The organism is Bradyrhizobium ingae (assembly GCF_055791185.1).
Genome location: NZ_JBVUBB010000001.1, coordinates 193,207 through 213,357 on the forward strand (window position 1 = coordinate 193,207; position 20,151 = coordinate 213,357).

14 protein-coding genes are annotated in these 20,151 nt (G+C 63.3%); 10 read left to right on the forward strand and 4 right to left on the reverse strand.

The genetic code is table 11. The annotated features are described in order from the left end of the window. Positions 1 to 104 precede the first annotated feature (104 nt). The 9 genes from ACV1FX_RS00960 (at position 105) to iolB (ending at position 11,393) form a co-directional block, all read left to right on the forward strand. A complete protein-coding gene (locus ACV1FX_RS00960) occupies positions 105 to 1,643 on the forward strand; it encodes a sugar ABC transporter ATP-binding protein (RefSeq protein ID WP_473115659.1) in 1,539 nt (512 codons plus the stop codon). 50 nt (positions 1,644 to 1,693) lie between these two features. Further along, positions 1,694 to 2,716 (forward strand): ABC transporter permease, encoded by a 1,023-nt coding sequence (locus ACV1FX_RS00965; protein ID WP_473115660.1) that lies wholly within the window; start codon positions 1,694 to 1,696, stop codon positions 2,714 to 2,716. 132 nt (positions 2,717 to 2,848) lie between these two features. After that, positions 2,849 to 3,751 (forward strand): sugar phosphate isomerase/epimerase family protein, encoded by a 903-nt coding sequence (locus tag ACV1FX_RS00970; protein ID WP_473115661.1) that lies wholly within the window; start codon positions 2,849 to 2,851, stop codon positions 3,749 to 3,751. Positions 3,752 to 3,914: 163 nt separating this feature from the next. After that, entirely contained in the window at positions 3,915 to 4,844 is a 930-nt protein-coding gene (locus ACV1FX_RS00975; RefSeq protein WP_473115662.1) for a TIM barrel protein, read from the forward strand. 27 nt (positions 4,845 to 4,871) lie between these two features. Further along, positions 4,872 to 5,882, forward strand: coding sequence for a Gfo/Idh/MocA family protein (locus tag ACV1FX_RS00980; protein ID WP_473115663.1), 1,011 nt, complete (start codon positions 4,872 to 4,874; stop codon positions 5,880 to 5,882). A gap of 14 nt (positions 5,883 to 5,896) precedes the next feature. Then, positions 5,897 to 7,807: a bifunctional 5-dehydro-2-deoxygluconokinase/5-dehydro-2-deoxyphosphogluconate aldolase gene (locus ACV1FX_RS00985; RefSeq protein WP_473115664.1), complete on the forward strand. Its 1,911-nt coding sequence runs from the start codon at positions 5,897 to 5,899 to the stop codon at positions 7,805 to 7,807. After that, positions 7,804 to 9,639 carry a 3D-(3,5/4)-trihydroxycyclohexane-1,2-dione acylhydrolase (decyclizing) gene (gene iolD / locus ACV1FX_RS00990; protein WP_473115665.1) on the forward strand — a complete coding sequence of 612 codons (1,836 nt, stop codon included), beginning with the start codon at positions 7,804 to 7,806 and terminating at the stop codon, positions 9,637 to 9,639. The genes ACV1FX_RS00985 and iolD overlap by 4 nt, the downstream gene beginning before the upstream one ends. Before the next feature lie 8 nt (positions 9,640 to 9,647). After that, positions 9,648 to 10,541, forward strand: coding sequence for a myo-inosose-2 dehydratase (gene iolE, locus ACV1FX_RS00995; protein WP_473115666.1), 894 nt, complete (start codon positions 9,648 to 9,650; stop codon positions 10,539 to 10,541). 45 nt (positions 10,542 to 10,586) lie between these two features. Then, positions 10,587 to 11,393 carry a 5-deoxy-glucuronate isomerase gene (iolB, locus tag ACV1FX_RS01000; protein ID WP_473115667.1) on the forward strand — a complete coding sequence of 269 codons (807 nt, stop codon included), beginning with the start codon at positions 10,587 to 10,589 and terminating at the stop codon, positions 11,391 to 11,393. Between the two features lie 182 nt (positions 11,394 to 11,575). Here the strand turns inward: iolB and ACV1FX_RS01005 are convergent, their stop codons facing one another. Together ACV1FX_RS01005 and ACV1FX_RS01010 are read right to left on the reverse strand one after the other, a co-directional pair. Continuing rightward, on the reverse strand, positions 11,576 to 13,030 hold the full coding sequence (locus ACV1FX_RS01005; protein ID WP_473115668.1) for a short-chain fatty acid transporter: 1,455 nt from the start codon (positions 13,028 to 13,030) through the stop codon (positions 11,576 to 11,578). Positions 13,031 to 13,080: 50 nt separating this feature from the next. Then, a complete protein-coding gene (locus ACV1FX_RS01010) occupies positions 13,081 to 16,485 on the reverse strand; it encodes a molybdopterin-dependent oxidoreductase (RefSeq protein WP_473115669.1) in 3,405 nt (1,134 codons plus the stop codon). Between the two features lie 165 nt (positions 16,486 to 16,650). Between ACV1FX_RS01010 and ACV1FX_RS01015 the strand changes: the two genes are divergently transcribed. After that, a complete protein-coding gene (locus tag ACV1FX_RS01015; protein ID WP_473115670.1) occupies positions 16,651 to 17,331 on the forward strand; it encodes a GntR family transcriptional regulator in 681 nt (226 codons plus the stop codon). Positions 17,332 to 17,362: 31 nt separating this feature from the next. Here the strand turns inward: ACV1FX_RS01015 and ACV1FX_RS01020 are convergent, their stop codons facing one another. Both ACV1FX_RS01020 and hglS read right to left on the reverse strand, forming a co-directional pair. Continuing rightward, positions 17,363 to 18,592, reverse strand: a complete 1,230-nt coding sequence (locus ACV1FX_RS01020) for a pyridoxal phosphate-dependent aminotransferase (RefSeq protein ID WP_473115671.1) — start codon at positions 18,590 to 18,592, stop codon at positions 17,363 to 17,365. Between the two features lie 11 nt (positions 18,593 to 18,603). Then, entirely contained in the window at positions 18,604 to 20,028 is a 1,425-nt protein-coding gene (hglS, locus tag ACV1FX_RS01025; RefSeq protein WP_473115672.1) for a 2-oxoadipate dioxygenase/decarboxylase HglS, read from the reverse strand. Between the last annotated feature and the right edge of the window lie 123 nt (positions 20,029 to 20,151).

The following is a 20,151-nucleotide window of genomic DNA, read 5'->3' on the forward strand; positions in this document are numbered from 1 at the left end:
GCCGCAGGCATGTTCCATTGCGAGCCCGCGGCCGGTGACGGCGGCAGAACGACGACGGGTAGGGAGAACCCGCCCGCAACCCCACGACGCTGGGAGGAAAGCCCGTGCTGAGTCCGAAAACGCTGGAGGCGGTCGCTCGCTACAAGGAAAAGATCGAACAGGACGGTCTTCTGGCGATCGAAGGTATCCGCAAGGAATTTCCAGGCGTGGTTGCACTCGACGACGTGCGGCTGCGCGTCCGGCCGGGCACCGTCCATGCGCTCATGGGCGAGAACGGGGCCGGCAAATCCACTCTGATGAAGATCATCGCCGGCATCTATCAGCCCGACGCCGGCGAGATCCGGCTCTTCGGCTCGCCCGTGACGCTGAAGTCTCCACTTGATGCGCTGGAGCAGGGGGTCGCGATGATCCACCAGGAGCTGGCGCTGATGAACTGGATGACGGTCGCGGAGAACATCTGGATTCGCCGCGAGCCGCGGAATCGGTATGGCTTGATCGATCATGCGCGGATGGCGGCAATGACGCGGGAGTTGTTCGACCGGCTCAATTTGAGCCTGGATCCGGTCGCCCAAGTCTCCGAGCTCACTGTGGCGCAAAAGCAGATGGTCGAGATCGCCCGTGCGGTGAGCTACAATTCCAAAATCCTGATCATGGACGAGCCGACCTCGGCGCTCACCGAACGCGAGGTGGAGCACCTCTTCGAGATCATCCGCGATCTCAAGGCCGGCGGCATCGGAATCGTCTACATCACCCACAAGATGAACGAGCTCTTCGCGATCGCCGACGAATTCACGGTGTTCCGCGACGGGCGCTATGTTGGCACCCATGCCGCGAAGGACGTGACGCGCGACGATATCATCCGGATGATGGTCGGACGAGAGATCACCGACATGTTTCCGAAGGTCGACTGTCCGATCGGCGATGTCGTGCTGGAGGCGAAGAACCTCACCCTGAAGGGAGTGTTCCACGACATTTCCTTCACGTTGCGCCGGGGTGAAATCCTCGGGCTCGCAGGGCTGGTCGGATCCAAGCGCTCCAATGTCGCGGAGGCGCTGTTCGGGGTGGTACCGGCCGAAGGCGGACAGATACTGATCGACGGCAAGCCGGTTAGCATCGATAGTCCGGCGACCGCAATGAAGCACGGCATCGCCTTTCTCACGGAGGACCGGAAGGAGACTGGCTGCTTCCTGATCCTTGATTGCCTCGCGAACATCCAGTCGGCGCTGATCACCGGCGCGCATGTGAGGGCCGGCTTCGTCGACCAGAAGACAGTCACGAGGCTCGCGGCGGAGATGGCTGCGAAACTCAGGGTCAAGACGCCGGATCTCGCCGAGATCGTCGAGAATCTTTCGGGTGGCAATCAGCAGAAGCTGTTGATCGCCCGCTGGCTCCTGACGAAGCCCCGAATTCTCATCCTCGACGAGCCGACGCGCGGAATCGACGTCGGCGCGAAGTCGGAAATCCACCGCCTGATCACTGGCCTCGCCGCCGAGGGCGTCGCCGTTCTCATGATCTCATCGGAGCTGCCGGAAGTGCTCGGCATGAGCGACCGCATCATGGTGATGCACGAAGGACATGTGGCCGGGTTTCTCGATCGCGGCGAAGCAAACCAGGTCAAGATCATGGATCTCGCCGCACGCTGAGCTGCGATGCGCGAGTTGAAGGACAAGAGAGAGCAGAGGAGGAATCGATCATGACAGAGGCGGTCGTTCAATCCGTGCACGCGGTGCCGAAGCCGACGCGGCGGTTGCCGCCCGAGTTGAGCATTCTGCTCGTTCTCATCGGCATTTCCGCGACCTTCGAGATTCTGGGATGGCTGATCCAGGGGCAAAGTTTTTTGGCGAACCCGCAACGCCTGTCGATCATGATCCTCCAGGTCTCGGTCGTGGGTATCATCGCCATAGGCGTGACCCAGATCATCATATCCGGCGGCATCGACCTCAGCTCGGGCTCGATCGTCGGCGCGACTGCGATGATCTCGATGAGTCTTGCCCAGGTCAGTACCTATTCCCGCGCCGTCTATCCCGCGTTGACGGATATGCCGGTCGTCGTGCCGATCGTCGCCGGGCTGCTTACGGGCCTTCTGTGCGGTGTCGTGAACGGTGCGCTGATCGCTTACACCCAAATTCCACCGTTCATCGCCACGCTTGGAATGATGGTGACGGCGCGCGGTTTCGCCAAGTGGTACACGAAGGGCCAACCGATCAGCTTCCCGACCGACAGCTTCGCCGCCTTGGGCTCCAAGCTCACCCCGGTCTTCATTTTCCTGTTCGTCGCCGTGGTAATGCATGTGGTGCTGCGCTACACGCGCTACGGCAAATTCACCTATGCGATCGGCGCCAACCCGCAAGCGGCGCGAGTGACCGGCATCAACGTCGAACGCCACATCGTCAAGATCTATGCCGTCGCAGGTTTGTTGTCCGCTCTCGCCGGCATCGTCGTGGCTGCGCGCGGCCTCACCGCGCAGGCCGGCATGGGCCAGATGTACGAACTCGACGCGATCGCCATGGCGGTGATTGGCGGGGTATCACTGTCGGGCGGGCGCGGCTCGGTTCTGGGTACGACGATCGGAATGATTATTTTCGGCGTGGTCATCTCCGGTTTCACTTTCTTGCGTATCGATGCCTACTACCAGGAGATGATCAAGGGCGCGATCATCGTGGCCGCCGTCGTGACCGATGTCCATCGCCAGAAGAAGCGGCAGAAAAAATCATGAGATTGATCGCTTGAACATCGCCACTCGCGCTACGGGCTGCGAGATCTCTCTCTCACTCTCTCAGAGGTCTCCTGCGGTGCGCCGATCGGGATCGGCCTTAGACCGGACCAGTTCAGACCAAGGAATAGATAGATGCGTATCGCCCTCGATCCCTTCATGCATCGGCACCTCTCGCTGGAAGCCTTGCCCGTCAAGGTGAAAGAACTCGGCTACGACTGGATCGAGCTTTCGCCGCGGGGAGATTTTCTCGAATGGTTCAAGGCTCCGCGCGTTTTTCCCGAACGTATCCGGTCCTTCAAGCAGGCGCTGAAGCAAGCGGACGTCCGCATCGCCTCGCTGTTGCCGATGTATCGCTGGGCGTCCAATGATGAGGTCGAGCGCCGCGCCGCCGTGCGTCACTGGAAGCGCGCGATCGAGATCGCCGTCGAGATGGAGGTCGATACGATGAACTCCGAGTTCGGGCGAGGTCCGCATCCGGACAAGGGTTCCTGCTATTGCTGCCATACCGGCTCGATGATCGAAACCTGCGAGGACGCGTGGTGGCGCTCGATGGAGGAGCTCGTGCCGATCTTCGAGAAAGAGGGCATTAGTTTGCACATCGAACCGCACCCCGAGGATTGGTGTGAAACCTTGCAGCCCGCCGTCGACATCATCCGAACCGTCAATTCCAAGCGCGTGAAATTCCTCTATTGTGCCCCGCACACCTTCTATTTCGGCGATGACACCAAGGCGATGCTTCGGGAATGTGCCGATGTCCTGGCGCATGTGCATGTCGGTGACACCTTCAATCACAAGGCCTCGTCCGGCCTGCGCTATATCCTCAATCCGCCGGCTACGAACGCCCGCGTGCATCAGCATCTCAATATCGGCCAGGGCGAAGTCCCCTGGGACGATTTCTTCGGCACTCTCGCCGAGATCGGCTTCGACGGGATCATGAGCTCCTGCGTCTTCGCCTGGGAGGACAAGGCCGACGAATCCGGCCGGTTCATGCGGCAGAGGATGCAGGAATACATCGACAGGCACTGGAAGAAATAGTCAGGGCGGAAGGGAGCAGCTTCCATGCTAAACCGAGAGAGATCGATCCAGCACCCGCTTCCCGGCCTCAAGGACGGCGTCGAGGGCGTTCGCCGGATCGAGAGCTGCGTACGCTCGGCCGACGCCGGTTCGGTGTGGGTGGATTTCCAATGAGGAGCCGGGAATGATCAAGCCGATCACCATCACGACCGCGCCCTGTTGCTGGGGTGTCGACGACGTCAGGAATCCCCATTTGCCGGCGTGGGAAAAGGTGCTTGACGAAGCGACGGAGGCCGGGTTCGGTGGTCTCGAGCTCGGACCTTACGGCTACCTGCCCCTCGATGCCGCGCGGATCTCGGACGCGCTCGAGCGCAGAGGACTCCGCATCGTTGCCGGGACCATCTTTGATGATTTGGTCTCGCCGGAAAATCGTGGCAATCTGCTGCGGCAAACTGATGAGATCTGCGCGCTGATCGTGAGTCTTCCCAAACCCGCGACCCATGATGGCCAGCGTCATGAGGCGCCTTACCTCACGGTCATGGACTGGGGACACGACGAGCGCGACTTCGCAGCCGGCCATTCGGATCGTGCGCCTCGCCTCGGGGCGAGGGACTGGCAAGGCATGGTCGAGACCGTTCGTGCGATTGCGGCGCTCGCCCGAGACAAATACGGCGTGCGCGCCGTGATCCATCCCCACGCCGGCGGCTACATCGAGTTCGCCGACGAGATCGAGCGGATCGTTGCGGATGTTCCTCCCGAGCTTGCCGGCCTCTGCCTCGACACCGGTCATCTCGCCTATGCGGGCATGGATCCGGTCGACACGCTGTGGCAATACCGTGAGCGCGTGGACTATATCCATTTCAAGGACATCGACCCAGGCGTCTTCGGTACCGTGATGAACGAACACATCCGTTTCTTCGATGCTTGCGCCAAGGGCGTGATGTGCCCGATCGGCAGAGGCTCCATCGACTATCCGGCCATCCGAACGCTGCTTAGCGACATCGGGTATGGCGGTTACATTACGATCGAGCAGGAGCGCGATCCCCGCAATACCGGCTCGATACTCAGCGATCTCGCGGCCAGCCGCGATTTCCTGCGGCGAGCAGGCTTCTAACGCAACCGAACATAAGTGAGACCAGCAATGACAGTGAAGATTGGCGTGATTGGCTCGGGAGCCATCGGCCGCGACCATGCCCGCAGAATCAACCAGGTGCTCGCGGGCGGCAGGATCGTTGCGATCACCGATGTGAATCGGGCGGCGGCGGAGGCTGTGAAGTCGGACGTGGCGCCGGACGCGGCGATCTATGCGACGGGCGAGGAGCTGATCGCCGCAAAGGACGTCGATGCGGTCCTCGTCACCTCCTGGGGTGCGACCCATGAGCAATATGTCCTCGCAGCCATTGCTGCCGGCAAGCCCTGCTTCTGCGAGAAGCCGCTCGCTACGACGGCGGAGGGCGCGCGGCGGATCGTCGAGGCCGAGGCGGCCCTCGGCCGCCGGCTCGTGCAGGTCGGCTTCATGCGCCGCTATGATGCGGGCTACGTCGCCCTCAAGGAGGCGGTCCGGACGCGAACGGGCGCGCCGATCATGGTCCATGCCGCCCATCGAAACCCCACGGTGCCCGAGGCCTATGTCACGCCGATGGCGATCCACGACACGCTGATCCACGAGATCGACGTGCTGCGCTGGCTGCTCGACGACGACTACGTCTCGGCCCGTGTGCTGTTTCCACGTCGCGCTACGCGGTCGCATGCCAGGCTGCGCGACCCGCAGGTGGTGGTGCTCGAGACGAGGAAGGGCGTGCTGATCGACGTCGAGATCTTCGTGAACTGCCACTACGGCTACGACATCCAGTGCGAAATCGTGGGCGAGGACGGAACCGCACGCCTGCCCGAGCCCATGGCGATCGAGCTGCGGCTCGGCGCGAAATTGCAGAACGACATCCTGACCGATTGGAAGGACCGTTTCGTCGCAGCCTATGACGTCGAGCTTCAGGACTTCCTGAAGGCCGCGGCGGCGGGCACCGCAACTGGGCCGAGCTCCTGGGACGGCTATGTCGCTGCGATCACCTCCGATGCCTGCGTTGCCGCGCAGGAAAGTTCAGGCGCGCCTGTTGCCATCACGATGGCGGACCGGCCGTCGCTCTACCGCTGACGAGGAGGCAGCCGATGAAGAAACTCGACGTCATCACTATCGGAAGATCCTCGGTTGATCTCTACGGCGCGCAGGTCGGCGGTCGGCTGGAGGACATGGGATCGTTCAACAAGTATATCGGCGGCTCCCCGACGAACATCGCCTGCGGGGCGGCGCGGCTCGGGCTGAAGTCCGGGCTGATCACCCGCGTCGGCGACGAGCACATGGGCCGGTTCATCCGCGAACAGCTCCATCGGGAAGGCGTCGACGTGCAGGGGGTCAAGACCGACCCCGCGCGTCTGACCGCTTTGGTGCTGCTCGGCATCCGCGACGAGGACCAGTTCCCGCTGATCTTCTATCGCGAGAACTGCGCCGACATGGCACTCTCCGAGGACGATATCGAGGAGGACTTCATCGCCTCCGCCCGCGCGGTCGTGCCGACCGGTACGCATCTGTCGAACCCGCGGACCGAAGCCGCGGTGTTGAAGGCGCTGCGGCTCGCCCGCGCCCATGGCGCCCGCACTGCGCTCGACATCGACTACCGGCCGAACCTCTGGGGCCTCGCGGGCCATGGCGCCGGTGAAAGCCGCTTCATCGAAAGCGCGGCGGTCACCAGGAAGCTCCAGGGCACGCTCCATCTCTTCGACCTGATCGTTGGCACGGAGGAGGAATTCCACATCGCGGGCGGTTCGACCGACACGGTCGCGGCGCTGCGGGCGGTCCGCGCGCTGACCCCGGCGGCGCTCGTCTGCAAGCGCGGGGCGAAGGGGGCGGTCGCTTTTGCTGCGGCCATCCCCGACAGTCTCGACGACGGCGAGATGGGCCCGGGATTTCCGATTGAAGTCTTCAACGTGCTCGGCGCCGGCGACGGCTTCTTCGCCGGGCTGCTGCGCGGCTGGCTCGACGACGAGAGCTGGCCGAAGGCGCTCGAATACGCCAACGCCTGCGGCGCCTTCGCGGTCAGCCGCCACGGCTGCACGCCGGCCTATCCGTCCTGGGAGGAGCTCCAGTTCTTCCTGAAGCGCGGCATCAAGGTGAAGGCGCTGCGCCACGACACCGAGCTCGAACAGGTCCACTGGGCGACAAATCGGTCCGGCGACTGGTCGGAATGCCGGGTGTTCGCTTTCGACCATCGTTCGCAGCTCGAGCAGATGGACGGCTACACGCTCGCCAAGGGCGGCGCCTTCAAGGAATTGTGTCTTAAGGCTGCGCTCGAAGTGCAGGGCGGCAAGCCCGGCTACGGCATCCTTTGCGACAACCGCATCGGTCGGCGCGCACTCCACGCCGCCTCCGGTTCGGGCCTCTGGATCGGCAGGCCCTGCGAATGGCCGGGATCGCGGCCACTTGCTTTCGAGCCGGAGTTGGGGGCGGACTGCGGGGGCCTCGGGGAGTGGGCGCGCGAGAACGTCGTGAAGGTGCTCTGCTTCTGCCATCCGGACGACGACGCGGCGACGCGCGCGGCGCAGGAGCAGAGCGTCAAGCGCCTGTTCGAGGCCTCGCGGCGCAACAACCTCGAATTCCTGCTGGAGCTGATCCCGTCCAAGGTCGGGGCGGTCGACGATGAGACGACGGCGACGCTGATCCGGCAGTTCTACGCCGCCGGCATCTATCCCGACTGGTGGAAGCTCGAACCGCTGGCGAGCGCAGCCGCCTGGGATGCAGCCTGCAAGGCGATCGAGGAGCATGACCGCTACACGCGCGGCATCGTCGTGCTCGGTCTCGATGCGCCCGAGGCCGAACTCGCTGCGAGCTTCCGTGTCGCCGCCGGCTTCCCGCTGGTAAAGGGCTTTGCGGTGGGGCGCACCATTTTTGGTGAGACGGCGCGGGCGTGGTTCAAGGGCGAGACGTCCGACGAGGCGGCGGTCGCCGAGATGGCACGGCGCTACCGCCGGCTATGCGAGATCTGGGACGAGGCGCGCGCGACGGCGCGGGAGAAGGCAGCATGACCAAGACGATCCGACTGACTGCGGCGCAGGCCATGGTGCGCTGGCTCTCGGTGCAGATGACGGAAGAGGGCGGGCGCTTCATCGAGGGCGTATGGGCCATCTTCGGCCACGGCAACGTCGCCGGTCTCGGCGAGGCGCTGCACGGCATCGGCAGCGCGTTGCCGACCTGGCGCGGCCAGAACGAGCAGACGATGGCGCATACGGCGATCGCCTATGCCAAGACCATGAAGCGCCGCAAGGCGATGGCGGTGACGTCGTCGATCGGCCCCGGCGCCACCAACATGGTGACGGCCGCCGCGCTCGCGCATGTGAACCGCCTGCCGGTGCTGCTCATCCCCGGCGACGTGTTCGCCAACCGTCGCCCCGATCCGGTGCTGCAACAGGTCGAAGATTTCGACGACGGCACGGTCTCGGCCAACGATGCCTTCCGGCCGGTGGTGCGCTACTTCGACCGCATCACGCGCCCCGAACACCTGCTGACCGCGCTGCCGCGCGCGCTCGCCGTGATGACCGATCCGGCCAATTGCGGGCCGGTGTGTCTGGCCTTCTGCCAGGATGTCCAGGCCGAGGCTTACGACTATCCGGAGAGCTTCTTCGAGCCCAAGGTCTGGCGCATCCGACGGCCGCTGCCCGACCCGCGCGAGGTCGAGGAGGTCGCGGGCCTGATCCGCAGCGCCAAAAAGCCGGTGCTGATCTCGGGCGGCGGCGTGATCTATTCCGGCGCCGAGGCGACGCTCGCCGCTTTCGCTGCGAAGCATAACATCGCCTTCCTGGAGACCCAGGCCGGCAAGGGCGCCAACGCCTGGACCGATCCCCTGAACTTCGGCTCGCCCGGCGTGACCGGGTCGGAATGCGGCAACGCGCTCGCCTCCGAAGCCGATCTCGTCATTGGCGTCGGCACGCGCTTCCAGGATTTCACGACCGGCAGCTGGGCCCTGTTCAAGAACGGTGCCCGCAAGCTCGTCTCGATCAATCTGCACGGCTACGACGCCACCAAGCACGGCGCGATCGGCGTGGTCGGCGATGCCAAGGTGACGCTCGAACAGCTCTCGGCCCTGCTCGGCGGCCACAAGGCGCAAGCCCCGGATGCCGCTTCGCGCGCCGCCTGGCACGCCAAGGTGAAGTCGGTGACAAGCGCGCCGGAGGGGACCGCCAACGTCCTGCCGACCGACGCACAGGTGATCGGCGCGGTACAGCGGGTCGCGACCGACAAGACGGTCGTCATGTGCGCCGCCGGCACCATGCCGGGCGCGCTGCAGGTTCTGTGGCAGGCGGCAGCGGGCGGCTACCACATGGAATACGGCTATTCCTGCATGGGCTACGAGGTTGCCGGCGCGCTCGGCATCGCACTCGCCGCGCCTGAGAAGGAGGTCGTCTGCTTCGTCGGCGACGGCTCCTACATGATGGCGAATTCCGAGCTTGCCACCGCCGTCATGCGTCGCGTGCCCTTCACGATCGTGCTGACCGACAACCGCGGCTATGGCTGCATCAACCGGCTGCAGATCGAGACCGGCGGCGCCGAGTTCAACAATCTCTACAAGGACTGCACCATCGAGGACGGACCGGAGATCGACTTCGTCGCTCATGCCCGCTCCATGGGCGCGCATGCCGAGAAGGCTTTGAGCATCGCCGATCTCGAGGCCCGCATCGTCGCCGCGCGTGGCCGGACCAAGCCGACCGTCATCCTGATCGACACCGATGCCGTACCCGGCACCGACGCCGGCGGTCACTGGTGGGACGTCGCGGTGCCCGAAGCCGGCGGTCCAGAGCGACTGGAGCACGCGCGAGAACGCTACGCAGTCAATTCACGATTTCAACGCACTTTCGATTGAGGCCCCTGATGATCCTGTACGGTACCAACCCCATCGCCTGGTCGAATGACGACGACTGGAGCATCGGCGACCATCTCTCGCTCGAAGACTGCCTCGGCGACTGCCGGACGATCGGGTTTGACGGCATCGAAAAAGGCCACAAGATGCCCGATGAAGGCCGGGCGCTCAAAGCGAAGCTCGCCGAATATGGGCTACGCTTTGCAGCCGGCTGGCATTCGACCAATATTCTCGTGAACGACATCGACACGGAGAAGAAGAACCTTCAGACCTTCATCGACATGGTGAGGGCCGCCGGTGGAGATCACATCAACGCGTGCGAGTGTTCGAACACGGTGCATGGCAACGACGATGCGGCGGTCAACAACCGGCCGATCATGACCGATGGACAATGGGATCGCTTTTCAAAAGGATATGAGGAGCTTTCGAAATACGCTCACGATCAGGGCGTGAAGATGGGGTACCACCACCACATGGGGACTATCATCGAAAGCGGGACCGATATCGACCGCTTCATGGAGATGGCCGGTCCCCATACAAGGCTGTTGTTCGATACCGGCCACGCTTTCTTCGGAGGTGCCGATCCGGTGGAAGTCGTGCGCAAATATATCGGCCGCATCACCCACATCCATTGCAAGAACATCCGTTCGCCGATCATGCGCGAGGTGCGTGAGAAAGGGTTGAGCTTCCTCGAGGGCGTGCGGCGCGGCGCGTTCACGGTGCCGGGCGATCCGGAGGGCTGCATCGACTTCGAGCCGGTGCTGAACACTGTCGCCCAACATGGCTATTCGGGCTGGATCGTCATCGAGGCTGAGCAGGACAGCCTCGTTCGAGAGCCGCTGAAATATCAGGGCATGGGCTTGCGCACGCTGAAGGAAATTGCAGCACGCGTCGGGCTCGCGTAACCACAAGCGGTTGCCGCCAAGCGTGCGGCACGTCGGGAGAGACATATGGCGGAATTGCTACGCAAGCCCTTTGGCACACATGGCAAGGTGCACGAGATCACTCCGCAATCGGCGGGCTGGCGCTATGTCGGCTTCTCGCTCTACCGGCTGCGTCCGGGCGAGCGTGCAGCGGAAGCGACTGATGATCGCGAGGTCGTCCTGGTCATGGTCGAGGGCAAGGCCTCCGTCACTGGGGGTGGGCAGGATTGGGGCAGTCTCGGCGAGCGCATGAACGTCTTTGAAAAGACGCCGCCACATTGCGTCTATCTGCCGAACGGTTCGGCCTGGGAGGCGACCGCGGAAACCGAGTGCACGATTGCCGTGTGTTCGGCCCCCGGCAAGGGGCTGCACGCTGCACGCAGGATCGGCCCGCAGGAGATCCGCCTGACCGAGCGCGGCAAGGGAACGAATACGCGCTACATCAACAATATCGCGATGGAGAACGAGGACTATTGCGACAGCTTGCTGGTCACGGAAGTCTTCACCCCCGCGGGTCACTGGTCCAGCTACCCCTCACATCGCCACGACGAGGACGATTTCCCGCGCATCACCTATCTCGAAGAGACATATTATCATCGCATCAATCCGGCCAACGGCTTCGGCATTCAGCGTGTCTACACGGACGATTTGCAGCTCAATGAGACCATGGCGGTGCACGATGGCGACGTGGTCCTGGTGCCGCGTGGCCACCATCCCTGCGGCGCGCCCTACGGTTTCGAGATGTACTATCTCAACGTCATGGCTGGCCCCTTGCGCAAGTGGCGTTTCGTGCCGAGCCCGGCGGTCGAATGGATCATGAAGCGTGATGCCTGAGGCGCGGCGCGAGGCCGTGCATCAATCCGACTAGGGAGGATCGGGCCGCTTCTCCGAGCGTTCGTCATCGGCCTCAACGGCCGGGACGTGCAATCGGCATACGATCCGATTGGACACTTTTACCTTGGGGATGTCGGGTCGAGTAGATTCCGACATCCCGTTTGGTCAGGCTGACCGTTCGGTCATGGCAGAATGGGCGCGTGGTAAGTGAAGGTCGTCATCAAGATTGCGGCCAGGATCATGACGATCGGGAAGTGCACGAAGAATTGCACGGAGGTGTAGCCGATCAAGTCCTTGGATTTCAATCCGAGCACGCCAAGCAGAGGCAGCATCCAGAACGGGTTGATGAAGTTCGGCAACGTCTCGGCGATATTGTAGACCATCGTCGTCCAGCCCAGATGAGCTCCGATTTCGTTGGCCGCCTTCATGATGTAGGGCGCCTCGATGAGCCATTTTCCACCGGCCGACGGGATGAAGAAACCGAGCACCGCGGAATAGATGCCGATCAGGAAAGAGAAAACGGTCGAGTTGACCGAGACGTGTGCGAACCAGTGAGCGATGGTATCGGAGAGCGTCAAGCCGCTGCCGTTTGGCACCTTCGTCAGCATGTGTGCGATGCCAGCGTAGAAAGGAAACTGCAACAGCAGGCCCGAAATGCTCGGCGTTCCCTTGGAGAAGGCATCGAGGAGGCTGCGAGGACGCCAGTGCAGGAGAATGCCGAGCACAAGAAAGACGAAATTATAGGTGTTCAGGCCCGACAGGGTGATCAGCGGATTGCCGGATTGAAAGGTCTGCCAGAGCCAACCCGATGCCAGTGCCACGATCAGAATGGTCAGAACGGGGCTGAACTCGAGAACGTCGCCCGGCCGTGCCGGCTTCTTCGGCTCGATCAGGTCGTCATCAAGAGATACGCCGAGATCCTCTGCGGTTCTTGTCAGGGCCTCGTTTGGTGCGGTCAAATAGCAGATCGCGGCGGAAAGAACAGTCACGACGATAATCGTGACGAGGTTTTGCCACGTCAGGATCGTCTCGGAGAAGCCGATGACACCAGTGATCGGCAACAGCGAGTTCGGAATGCTTGCCGCGTTGGCCTGAAGCTGGGCAACCGATGAGGTGATGCCCAGCGTGAAGCCGCATCCGAGGCCCAGATAGCCCGCCGCACCGGCTGCACGATAATCGAGCTTGATGTCTTTGCGCCGCGCGATCTCGCGCACCAGGAGGCCGGAGAATATCAGGCTCAGACTCCAGTTCAGCAGCGACAGAAGGATGCTCAGCACACCGATGAAGACCACGGCGCCGCGCGCGCTGGAGGGGACGCTCGCCAGCCGTCGCATCAATGCCGAGACCGGCGGCGACATCGCAACCACATAGCCTCCGACGGCGGCCAATGCCAACTGCATGGTGAAGGGAATGAGATTCCAGAAGCCGTCGCCAAAGGCGCGGCTGACCGCAAGCGGTGAGCCGCCGTGCGCAATCGTACCGAGCGCGACCACGACCACGGCGACCAGCACGAACACATAAGCATCGGGAAACCAGCGCTCGGCAAAGCTGACCATGTACTGCGAGAATCGCGCAAGCGGGTTGGCTTGCTTCGGCGCTTTATCCAGAAAGATGGCTTTGTCCGTCGTGTCAGTCATTGTGGCCCCCATTTGTCGCGTTGGTGTTACGTCCGTTTCATCATTGCCGATCAGAGTGCGAGCGTGAGATTCGAAAGCGGAACGGATTGGCAAGTCAGACACTGGTCGGTGGCGATGTCGTCGCCGCCGAGCTGAGCAACGTTGCCGTCGACGACGCGCATGAGGCAGCTCTCGCACTGGCCGACGCGGCAGCCGCTGGGCAAGGACAGGCCCGCCGCCTGGGCCGCGTCGAGGATCGTCCCAAGTTCCGGCGTCCACGTGAAGCTGCTGTCACTGTCGGCAATGTGGACAGTCTGCGGCTTCAGCGTTCGCGGTACGATCGGCGGTGAGGCGAAAGCTTCCGTGAATATGTCGAAGCGCGGCACACCCCGCTCGACCAGTTCAGTCGTCATCGACGTCGTGAAGTCCGGCGAACCGCAGAGATAGGCGAGGGGCCTGAGCGGCAATAACGGATCGATCGCCGACGGATCCAGCCGGCCAGTGTAGTCATAGTCTGCGGGGCGGCGATCTTGCGCCCGCGGTGCGGAATATGCCGTGACGAGCTCGAGCTCCGGCAGCACGTCAGCGAGCTCCCGCAACCGCCGGGCGAATGCATGCTCGCCGCCGTTGCGGCAGCCATAGAGCAGCAGAACCTTGGTAACGCGTGCCCCTGGCTCCCTTCGAGCCAGCGCTTCGAGATGGCCGATAAAGGGCGTGATGCCGATTCCGGCGGCAAGAAAGATCAACGGTCGGCGTCCTCCTAGCGGTGGAGTAAAAATGCCGCTCGGCGCTTCGATCTGAACTTCATCGCCGACCGCCAGATGATGGACGTGATCGGACAGGTGAACTGTGCCGGCCGCAACGGCTGAACCGCGAGGCAACCGCCTCTTGACTGCGATCGACAGCACATCCTGGCTGTCGTGGCCGGTCAGCGAATAGGCACGCGCAACATCGAGTCCCGGCAGGCTCAGCAGGACGTGTTGTCCCGGACGAAACGCGGGGATCGCGCCGCCATCGCGCGGTGCAAGATCCAGTGCGACGACGTTATCGGCTTCGCTGCGAACGGCGGCGACCTTAAAGCCGCGCTTGCCGGTCCAGTGACCGCGACTCGCAGCCTCGTCCTTGCGGATGTCGCAAGTCGTAGCGCGCAGCGGCACTGAACCGCTCACTGGATCGCGCGTCGCATCGCTCAAGGCGTCGTTCATGTTCGACGTCGGCGATCCGGAGGGCGGAATCGCGTCACGTCCCAACGGAGGACAATCCTCCCACCATCCGAATTCGGCGACGGCGACGCGATCGTCGAGCGCTTCGTTCAGCCGCACGCGCAGCCGGACTTCGCCAGTTGGCGTTTTGATGATCGCCCAATCCCCGTCCTTGAGGCCGCGCCGCGCTGCGAGGGTCGGGTTGATTTCGATGACCGGATCGGGTGTCTTCTTGCGAAGGGAGGCAACGTGACGATGGGAGCTGTGGACAAACCAGCCGCTCTTGGCGGTGGTGAGCACCAGCGGAAAGCGATTGTCGGCGTGCTCTGCGAGTGGGCTTTCGGCAGGCTCGATATGGCCCGGTAATGGCGCATAGCCATGTTCAAGCATCAATTCTGAATAGATCTCGACGCGGCGGCTGGTCGTGGCAAAGCCCGCGACCGCGCCGTCCTGCCCTGGCAACGCGTATTTCTCGTGACGAAGGAGCTGGGGGAAACGCAGGCCCTCGGGATGGCGGCGCAACTCGTCGATCGTCACGCCGAGTGGTGCGAGTTGATAATTCCAGCCAGCCTCGATATCGCCGTCGAAGAATTCGTCGGCCAGGCCAAGCCTGACCGCGAGCTCGGCCGCAATTTCATAGTCCGCCTTAGAAGTACCGAGCGACGCCAACATCTGCGGACGAAACTGGATCGTCTCGACGGCCTCCTGCGTGATTTCGAAGCCGATTTTCAGCGCGTCCCGTTCCCACGGCATGTTGGCCGGCAGTACGATATCGGCGTTCTCGCCTGTCGGATTCATGAACATGTCGACGTGGACGTGGAAGTCGAGAGCGCGCAGTGCCTCGCGATTGCGCGAAGAGTGGCCCTGCGATACGACGAAATTGGTGCCGAAGCTCATCAGTGCCTCGACGCGATAAGGTTCGCCGGTGAGAACCGCGCGGCTGAAATCCCGGGCCGTGATCCATCCCCGGCTTGGCGGCCCGAGCGGCAGCTCGCTGAGGCCGAGCGCCTTGGCCCGTTGCTCCGGCGGCAACAAGTCATAGTCGTTGACGGTCCGCGTCGGAGGCGCAGCCGGCCAGACATTGCCGCCAGGCCTGTCGCAGGCGCCGGTGAGTGCGTAAAGCGTCGCGATGGCCCGCTCGATCATCGTCGCATTTGTGTGCTGACCAACGCCGGTCCAGGAATGATATGCGAGCCGTGGACTGTTCTCGAACAGCTCGTAGAAGGCCGCGATCTTGCTCTCGTCGAGCCAGGTCAATTCGGCCACACGAGCGATCGTGTAGGGCGCTGCCTCGGCGGTTAGCAGACGGAAGGCTGTTGCCGCATTGATCGGACGGCCGTCTTGTCCGGTGAGTGCGACCCGACCATCGAGCTTGCAGGAGGCAGCATCGAGCGCCGCAACGCGGGTATCGACGGCGCGCGCCGCTCCGGACCGGTCCAGCGCGACGAAACGGTCCTTCGTCTGGTCGGCCCAGAGTTCACTCGCACGTACGAAGCGGCCCGTGTCGGTGTCGATCAGCAGCGGGCCGTTGGTCCAGCGCGTCACGAAGTCGGTGTCGTATGATTTCGTCGTGATGAGGTGACGGATCGCGCCCATCGCCAATGCGCCGTCCGCGCCAGGGCGGACACGCAACCAGATGTCGGCCTGTTGTCCGGATCCGTTCGGTTTGGGGTCGACCACCGCGACGCGCGCGCCGCGACGCCGCGCATCCGCGACGCGTGTGGCCTGGGCCAGCCAGGTGCGGGCCGGATTATGACCCCACAGCACGATGACGTCGGCGCGCTCATAATCGGCAACGCCGATGCCGCGTCCGAAGGTCAAGGCATGGGCAAAGTCTTTGTGCCAACCGCAGATTTCGATCGCGTAGACCAGATTTGGGCTGCCGAAACAGCGGATGAAGCGCTCGACCCATTCGAAGCTGTCGACCATCGGCGTGCCGCTCGGCGTGGTGAGGGCGAAGGCGACGGCTTCGGCGCCGGACGTCTTGCGAATATCGCCGAGCTTTTGGGCGATCTCGCCCAGCGCCTCGTCCCAGGAGATTTCGATCCAGCCGGGATCCACGGCGTGGCGCGGCGCTGTCCGGCGAAGGGGGTGGGTCAGGCGGCGCGGACTTTGCACCATCTCTGGTGCAGCACGGCCTTTGGCACACAGCGCCCCGCCGGTCGGATGTCCGGGCAGGGGCTCGATACCGATCAGCCGCCCACTCTCGATGACCGCGGTCGAGCCGCATCGGGATCGGCAGAGCGTGCAATAGCCCGGTACGCGCTGCGGCATGTAAGAGGCCATCCCTCGTTGGATAGTAGCGCATTACAGTAAAGCGTTACATACTGTCGTCCGCGGTATATCTGTCGTCAAGCCCATTTATTGTGCCGTAGCCAAAGCCGATTATTGTGCCGCGGACCAACCGGATGATTCCGGAGCCGACGAAGTAGGAATGGAATGGATCAGAATTTGCGGGAGCAGGTGCTGCAGCAGGTGCGCGCGGAAATCATTTCCGGTCAGAGCCTGCCGGGGTCGATGTATTCGGTGCCGACGCTTGCCGCGAGCCTCGGTGTGTCCTCGACTCCCGTGCGGGAAGCGCTGCTCGAATTGGCGCGCAGCGGATTGATCGAGCCGATGCGCAACCGCGGCTTCAGGGTGGTCGAGCCGACCCTGACCGAGCTTCGCAACCTGTTCGATCTTCGCGAGGTGCTGGAGCTCCACGCGGCAACGATCGTCGCGCGCAAGAAGAAGAACCTCAAGGAGCTTGTTCGCTTCGCTGATGAAGTCGCCCGAGCCGTCAAGAACGAGGATATCAGGCAATACCTCGAAGCTGATCGCACCTTTCACCAATTGCTGACGGCGGCCGCGGACAATGTGCGCCTGACAGAAATGGTGATGGGATTGCGCGACCAGATGCGGCTTTACGGCATCAAGTCGCGCGCGGGCCTTGCGCGCCAGCAAGAATCCGCCGCGGAGCACTACCAGATCATCGAGCTCGCGATGGCCGGCGAGGAAGACGCGCTCACCAATCTTCTGAGACGCCATATCAGGGCGTGGGAACCCATCTTCATCGAGGCGCTGTCGCGGATGACAAATCCGCGCGAGCCGCTCGTCGCCAGCCGCGAGCGTGGGCGGTAGGTGCCGCCGCTCGGGGGGCCTCTTCGCGCTTTCACGAGAGTCCCGCAGTTGCGCGTGCGATGCGCTGGCACGCATCTTCGAGTTCGACGGTGGAAGTCGCGTATGAAATCCTGAAATAGGGTGCGAGCCCGAACGCCGAGCCCGGCACGACTGCGACGCCCGCCGTGCGCAGAAGATACTCGGCAAAGTCCTTGTCGCTCTGCAGCGTTTGCCCCTCAGGAGTGGTTCTGCCGATCACGCCGGCACAGCTCGCAAACGTGTAGAAGGCGCCCTCGGGCACGCGGCAGGTGAGGCCGTCGATCCTGTTCAATGCGCCGACGACAAGATCGCGCCGCTCCTGAAACGACCGGCCGCGATCACGGATAAAATCCTGCGGGCCATTGAGCGCTTCGATGGCTGCGGCCTGACTGACCGACGAAGGGCAGGATGTTGACTGGCTCTGCACGACGGCCATGGCCCGGATCAGAGCGCTTGGCCCGCCGCCATAGCCGATGCGCCAGCCAGTCATCGCGTAGGCCTTCGAAACGCCGTTGACGGTCAGCGTTCGGTTGCGCAGCGCCGGCTCGATCGCCGCCGGCGTGACGAAGCGAAAGCCGTCATAGACGATGTGCTCATAGATGTCGTCGACCACCAGCCAGACGTGAGGATGCTCGAGGAGCACGTCGAGGATCGGCCGGTAGTCGGCCTCCGAGTAGGCCGCGCCCGACGGGTTGGACGGCGAGTTCAGCATGACCCATCGCGTGCGAGGCGTGATGGCGCGCTCGAGATCGTCGGCCGAGAGCCGAAAGCCATTGGCCTCGGAACATGGCACCAGCACCGGCGTGCCGCCCACGATTGCGACGATGTCGGCGTACGTCACCCAGAACGGCGTCGGGATGATGACCTCGTCACCAGGATTGATAGTGGCCATCATGGCGTTGAACAGCACCTGCTTGGCGCCGGCCGACACGGTGATCTCGTCCTGCGCGAAGTCGAGGGCGTTGTCGCGCTTGAACTTCGTGCGAATGGCGGCCTTGAGTTCCGGCGCGCCGTCCAAAGCGGTGTATTTGGTCGCGCCGGCGCGCATCGCGCGTTCGGCCGCATCCTTGATCGGGTCAGGCGTGTCGAAATCAGGCTCGCCCGCGCCGAGGATGATGACGTCCTGGCCCTGGCGCTTCATCTCCGCAGCGAGCCCGGTGATCTTCAGGATCTCCGATACGCCAATCGACGAAAGGCGCTGGGAGGGGCGGAATAGCGCCGAGCTATGGAGGGGGGCAATCATGCGTCCACTCCTTACGCCACGTTGAACGTGATGCCCTGGGCGAGCGGCAATGTCCGGGCGAAATCGATCGTATTGGTCGACCCGAGCTGGGCCAGAGCCTGCTCCAGGGAATCCCTTTCTGCCCGCGCGTAGAGCTTCATTTCATCGTGAACCTTGGTACCGAGGGCGGTTTCGAACGCTACCTGGTTCGAGCGCGCGGCATAGTTCTGCTGCTGGTCGGTGCCGAGATTCGACTGGAAGATTCCAGCCGCGCTGACAGGCAGGAAATCCTCATAGACGATCGGATCGTAGTGCAGAAAGCCCGCGGCGACCAAATCATCGAGGCTGGATGGCGGAGCGTGCCTCTCGCATGCCTCAATGCCTGCGGACGTCGCCGAATAGCGGAAGAAGGCGAGCCCTTGCGAGCGAAGCTCCGACCAATCGTCCGGGAACGCCTCGAAGCGCTCGGTCAGTTCGGTGTCGTAGTCGCGCGCGCTCGCGCCTGTCTGCCGCGCCGATGCGAGCAATCGGTCGTAGAGCTCGCGGCCTTTGGGCGTGAGGGCGACACCGCGCTGCTCGATCTCGCCGAAGCGGGCCGTATGCGTTCCGGCTGCAGTTGCGGCGTTTGCCTGCCTGAAGAGGATCGGCTCTTCGAGCGCCTTGAAGCTGGTCTGGCGCAGCAGGATCGGGCAGGCCCGGCGCGGCGGACCTTCGATGACCGCCTTCGGCGCGATGCCTCGTTTGGGCATGCCGGCTTGGACAACGTCGATGTCGAGCGTACGCGGCGTCAGATGGTTGATGTGAGGGCCCTTGAAGCTTACCACGTCGGCGATCAGTCGATGGGCATCATGCAGCTTCCGGTAAGCCTCCAGGCTTACCGTGGCTTCGCTGTGCCAGCGGAAGGTCTCCAGAGCTTCGCGAACGAACTCCTCCGCCTGCGCGACGGTCAAATGACCTTCCGTCTCGAAAATGCTGACCAGTTCGAGCGTCCGCGGCGTGAAAATGCGTCGCTCATCAAGGATTTGCTCCGCCTCAGTGCGCAGGGCCGCATCCTCGATCAAGTCGAGGCGGAGCAGTGATGTGAACACCCGGAACGGGTTGCGGCGGAGTGCGGCATCGTCGATCGGCCGAAAGGCGGTGGCATGGACGGGCACGCCGGCCACCGACAGGTCGTAGTAGCCGACCGGGTGCATGCCCATCACCGCAAACACGCGCCGCATGTTGAACAATTCATCCGCACGCCCCAAGCGGATGGCGCCATGGCGCTCGACATTCAGCCGCTCGAGCTCATCGCTTCGCTCTAGACTCGCACGGAGCTGCTCGTGCTGCCGCAACGTTTCGCGATTGATATCGTCGACGAGCTCTATCAGGGTGCCGTATTGCGGCACTTCGGCCCGATACATTTCCGACATGGCACGGGAAAACAAAGTGCGGATCTCGTCTGCGTCCGCTGGCATCAGGATTCTCCATTGACGGATCGGCCATCATGTCGGGTTCGACCATGGTCATGCATTTTCATCATGATGAGTGCGATTAAATCTTGCATAATTTGCCAGCTCAAACGATGTTTGCTCAGAAGA

Coding starts and splice junctions, on each gene's coding strand:
- ACV1FX_RS00965 (WP_473115660.1), top strand. CDS start 1,694: ATGACAGAGGCGGTCGTTCAATCCGTGCACGCGGTGCCGAAGCCGACG.
- ACV1FX_RS00970 (WP_473115661.1), top strand. CDS start 2,849: ATGCGTATCGCCCTCGATCCCTTCATGCATCGGCACCTCTCGCTGGAA.
- ACV1FX_RS00975 (WP_473115662.1), top strand. CDS start 3,915: ATGATCAAGCCGATCACCATCACGACCGCGCCCTGTTGCTGGGGTGTC.
- ACV1FX_RS00980 (WP_473115663.1), top strand. CDS start 4,872: ATGACAGTGAAGATTGGCGTGATTGGCTCGGGAGCCATCGGCCGCGAC.
- ACV1FX_RS00985 (WP_473115664.1), top strand. CDS start 5,897: ATGAAGAAACTCGACGTCATCACTATCGGAAGATCCTCGGTTGATCTC.
- iolD (WP_473115665.1), top strand. CDS start 7,804: ATGACCAAGACGATCCGACTGACTGCGGCGCAGGCCATGGTGCGCTGG.
- iolE (WP_473115666.1), top strand. CDS start 9,648: ATGATCCTGTACGGTACCAACCCCATCGCCTGGTCGAATGACGACGAC.
- iolB (WP_473115667.1), top strand. CDS start 10,587: ATGGCGGAATTGCTACGCAAGCCCTTTGGCACACATGGCAAGGTGCAC.
- ACV1FX_RS01005 (WP_473115668.1), bottom strand. CDS start 13,030: ATGACTGACACGACGGACAAAGCCATCTTTCTGGATAAAGCGCCGAAG.
- ACV1FX_RS01010 (WP_473115669.1), bottom strand. CDS start 16,485: ATGCCGCAGCGCGTACCGGGCTATTGCACGCTCTGCCGATCCCGATGC.
- ACV1FX_RS01015 (WP_473115670.1), top strand. CDS start 16,651: ATGGATCAGAATTTGCGGGAGCAGGTGCTGCAGCAGGTGCGCGCGGAA.
- ACV1FX_RS01020 (WP_473115671.1), bottom strand. CDS start 18,592: ATGATTGCCCCCCTCCATAGCTCGGCGCTATTCCGCCCCTCCCAGCGC.
- hglS (WP_473115672.1), bottom strand. CDS start 20,028: ATGCCAGCGGACGCAGACGAGATCCGCACTTTGTTTTCCCGTGCCATG.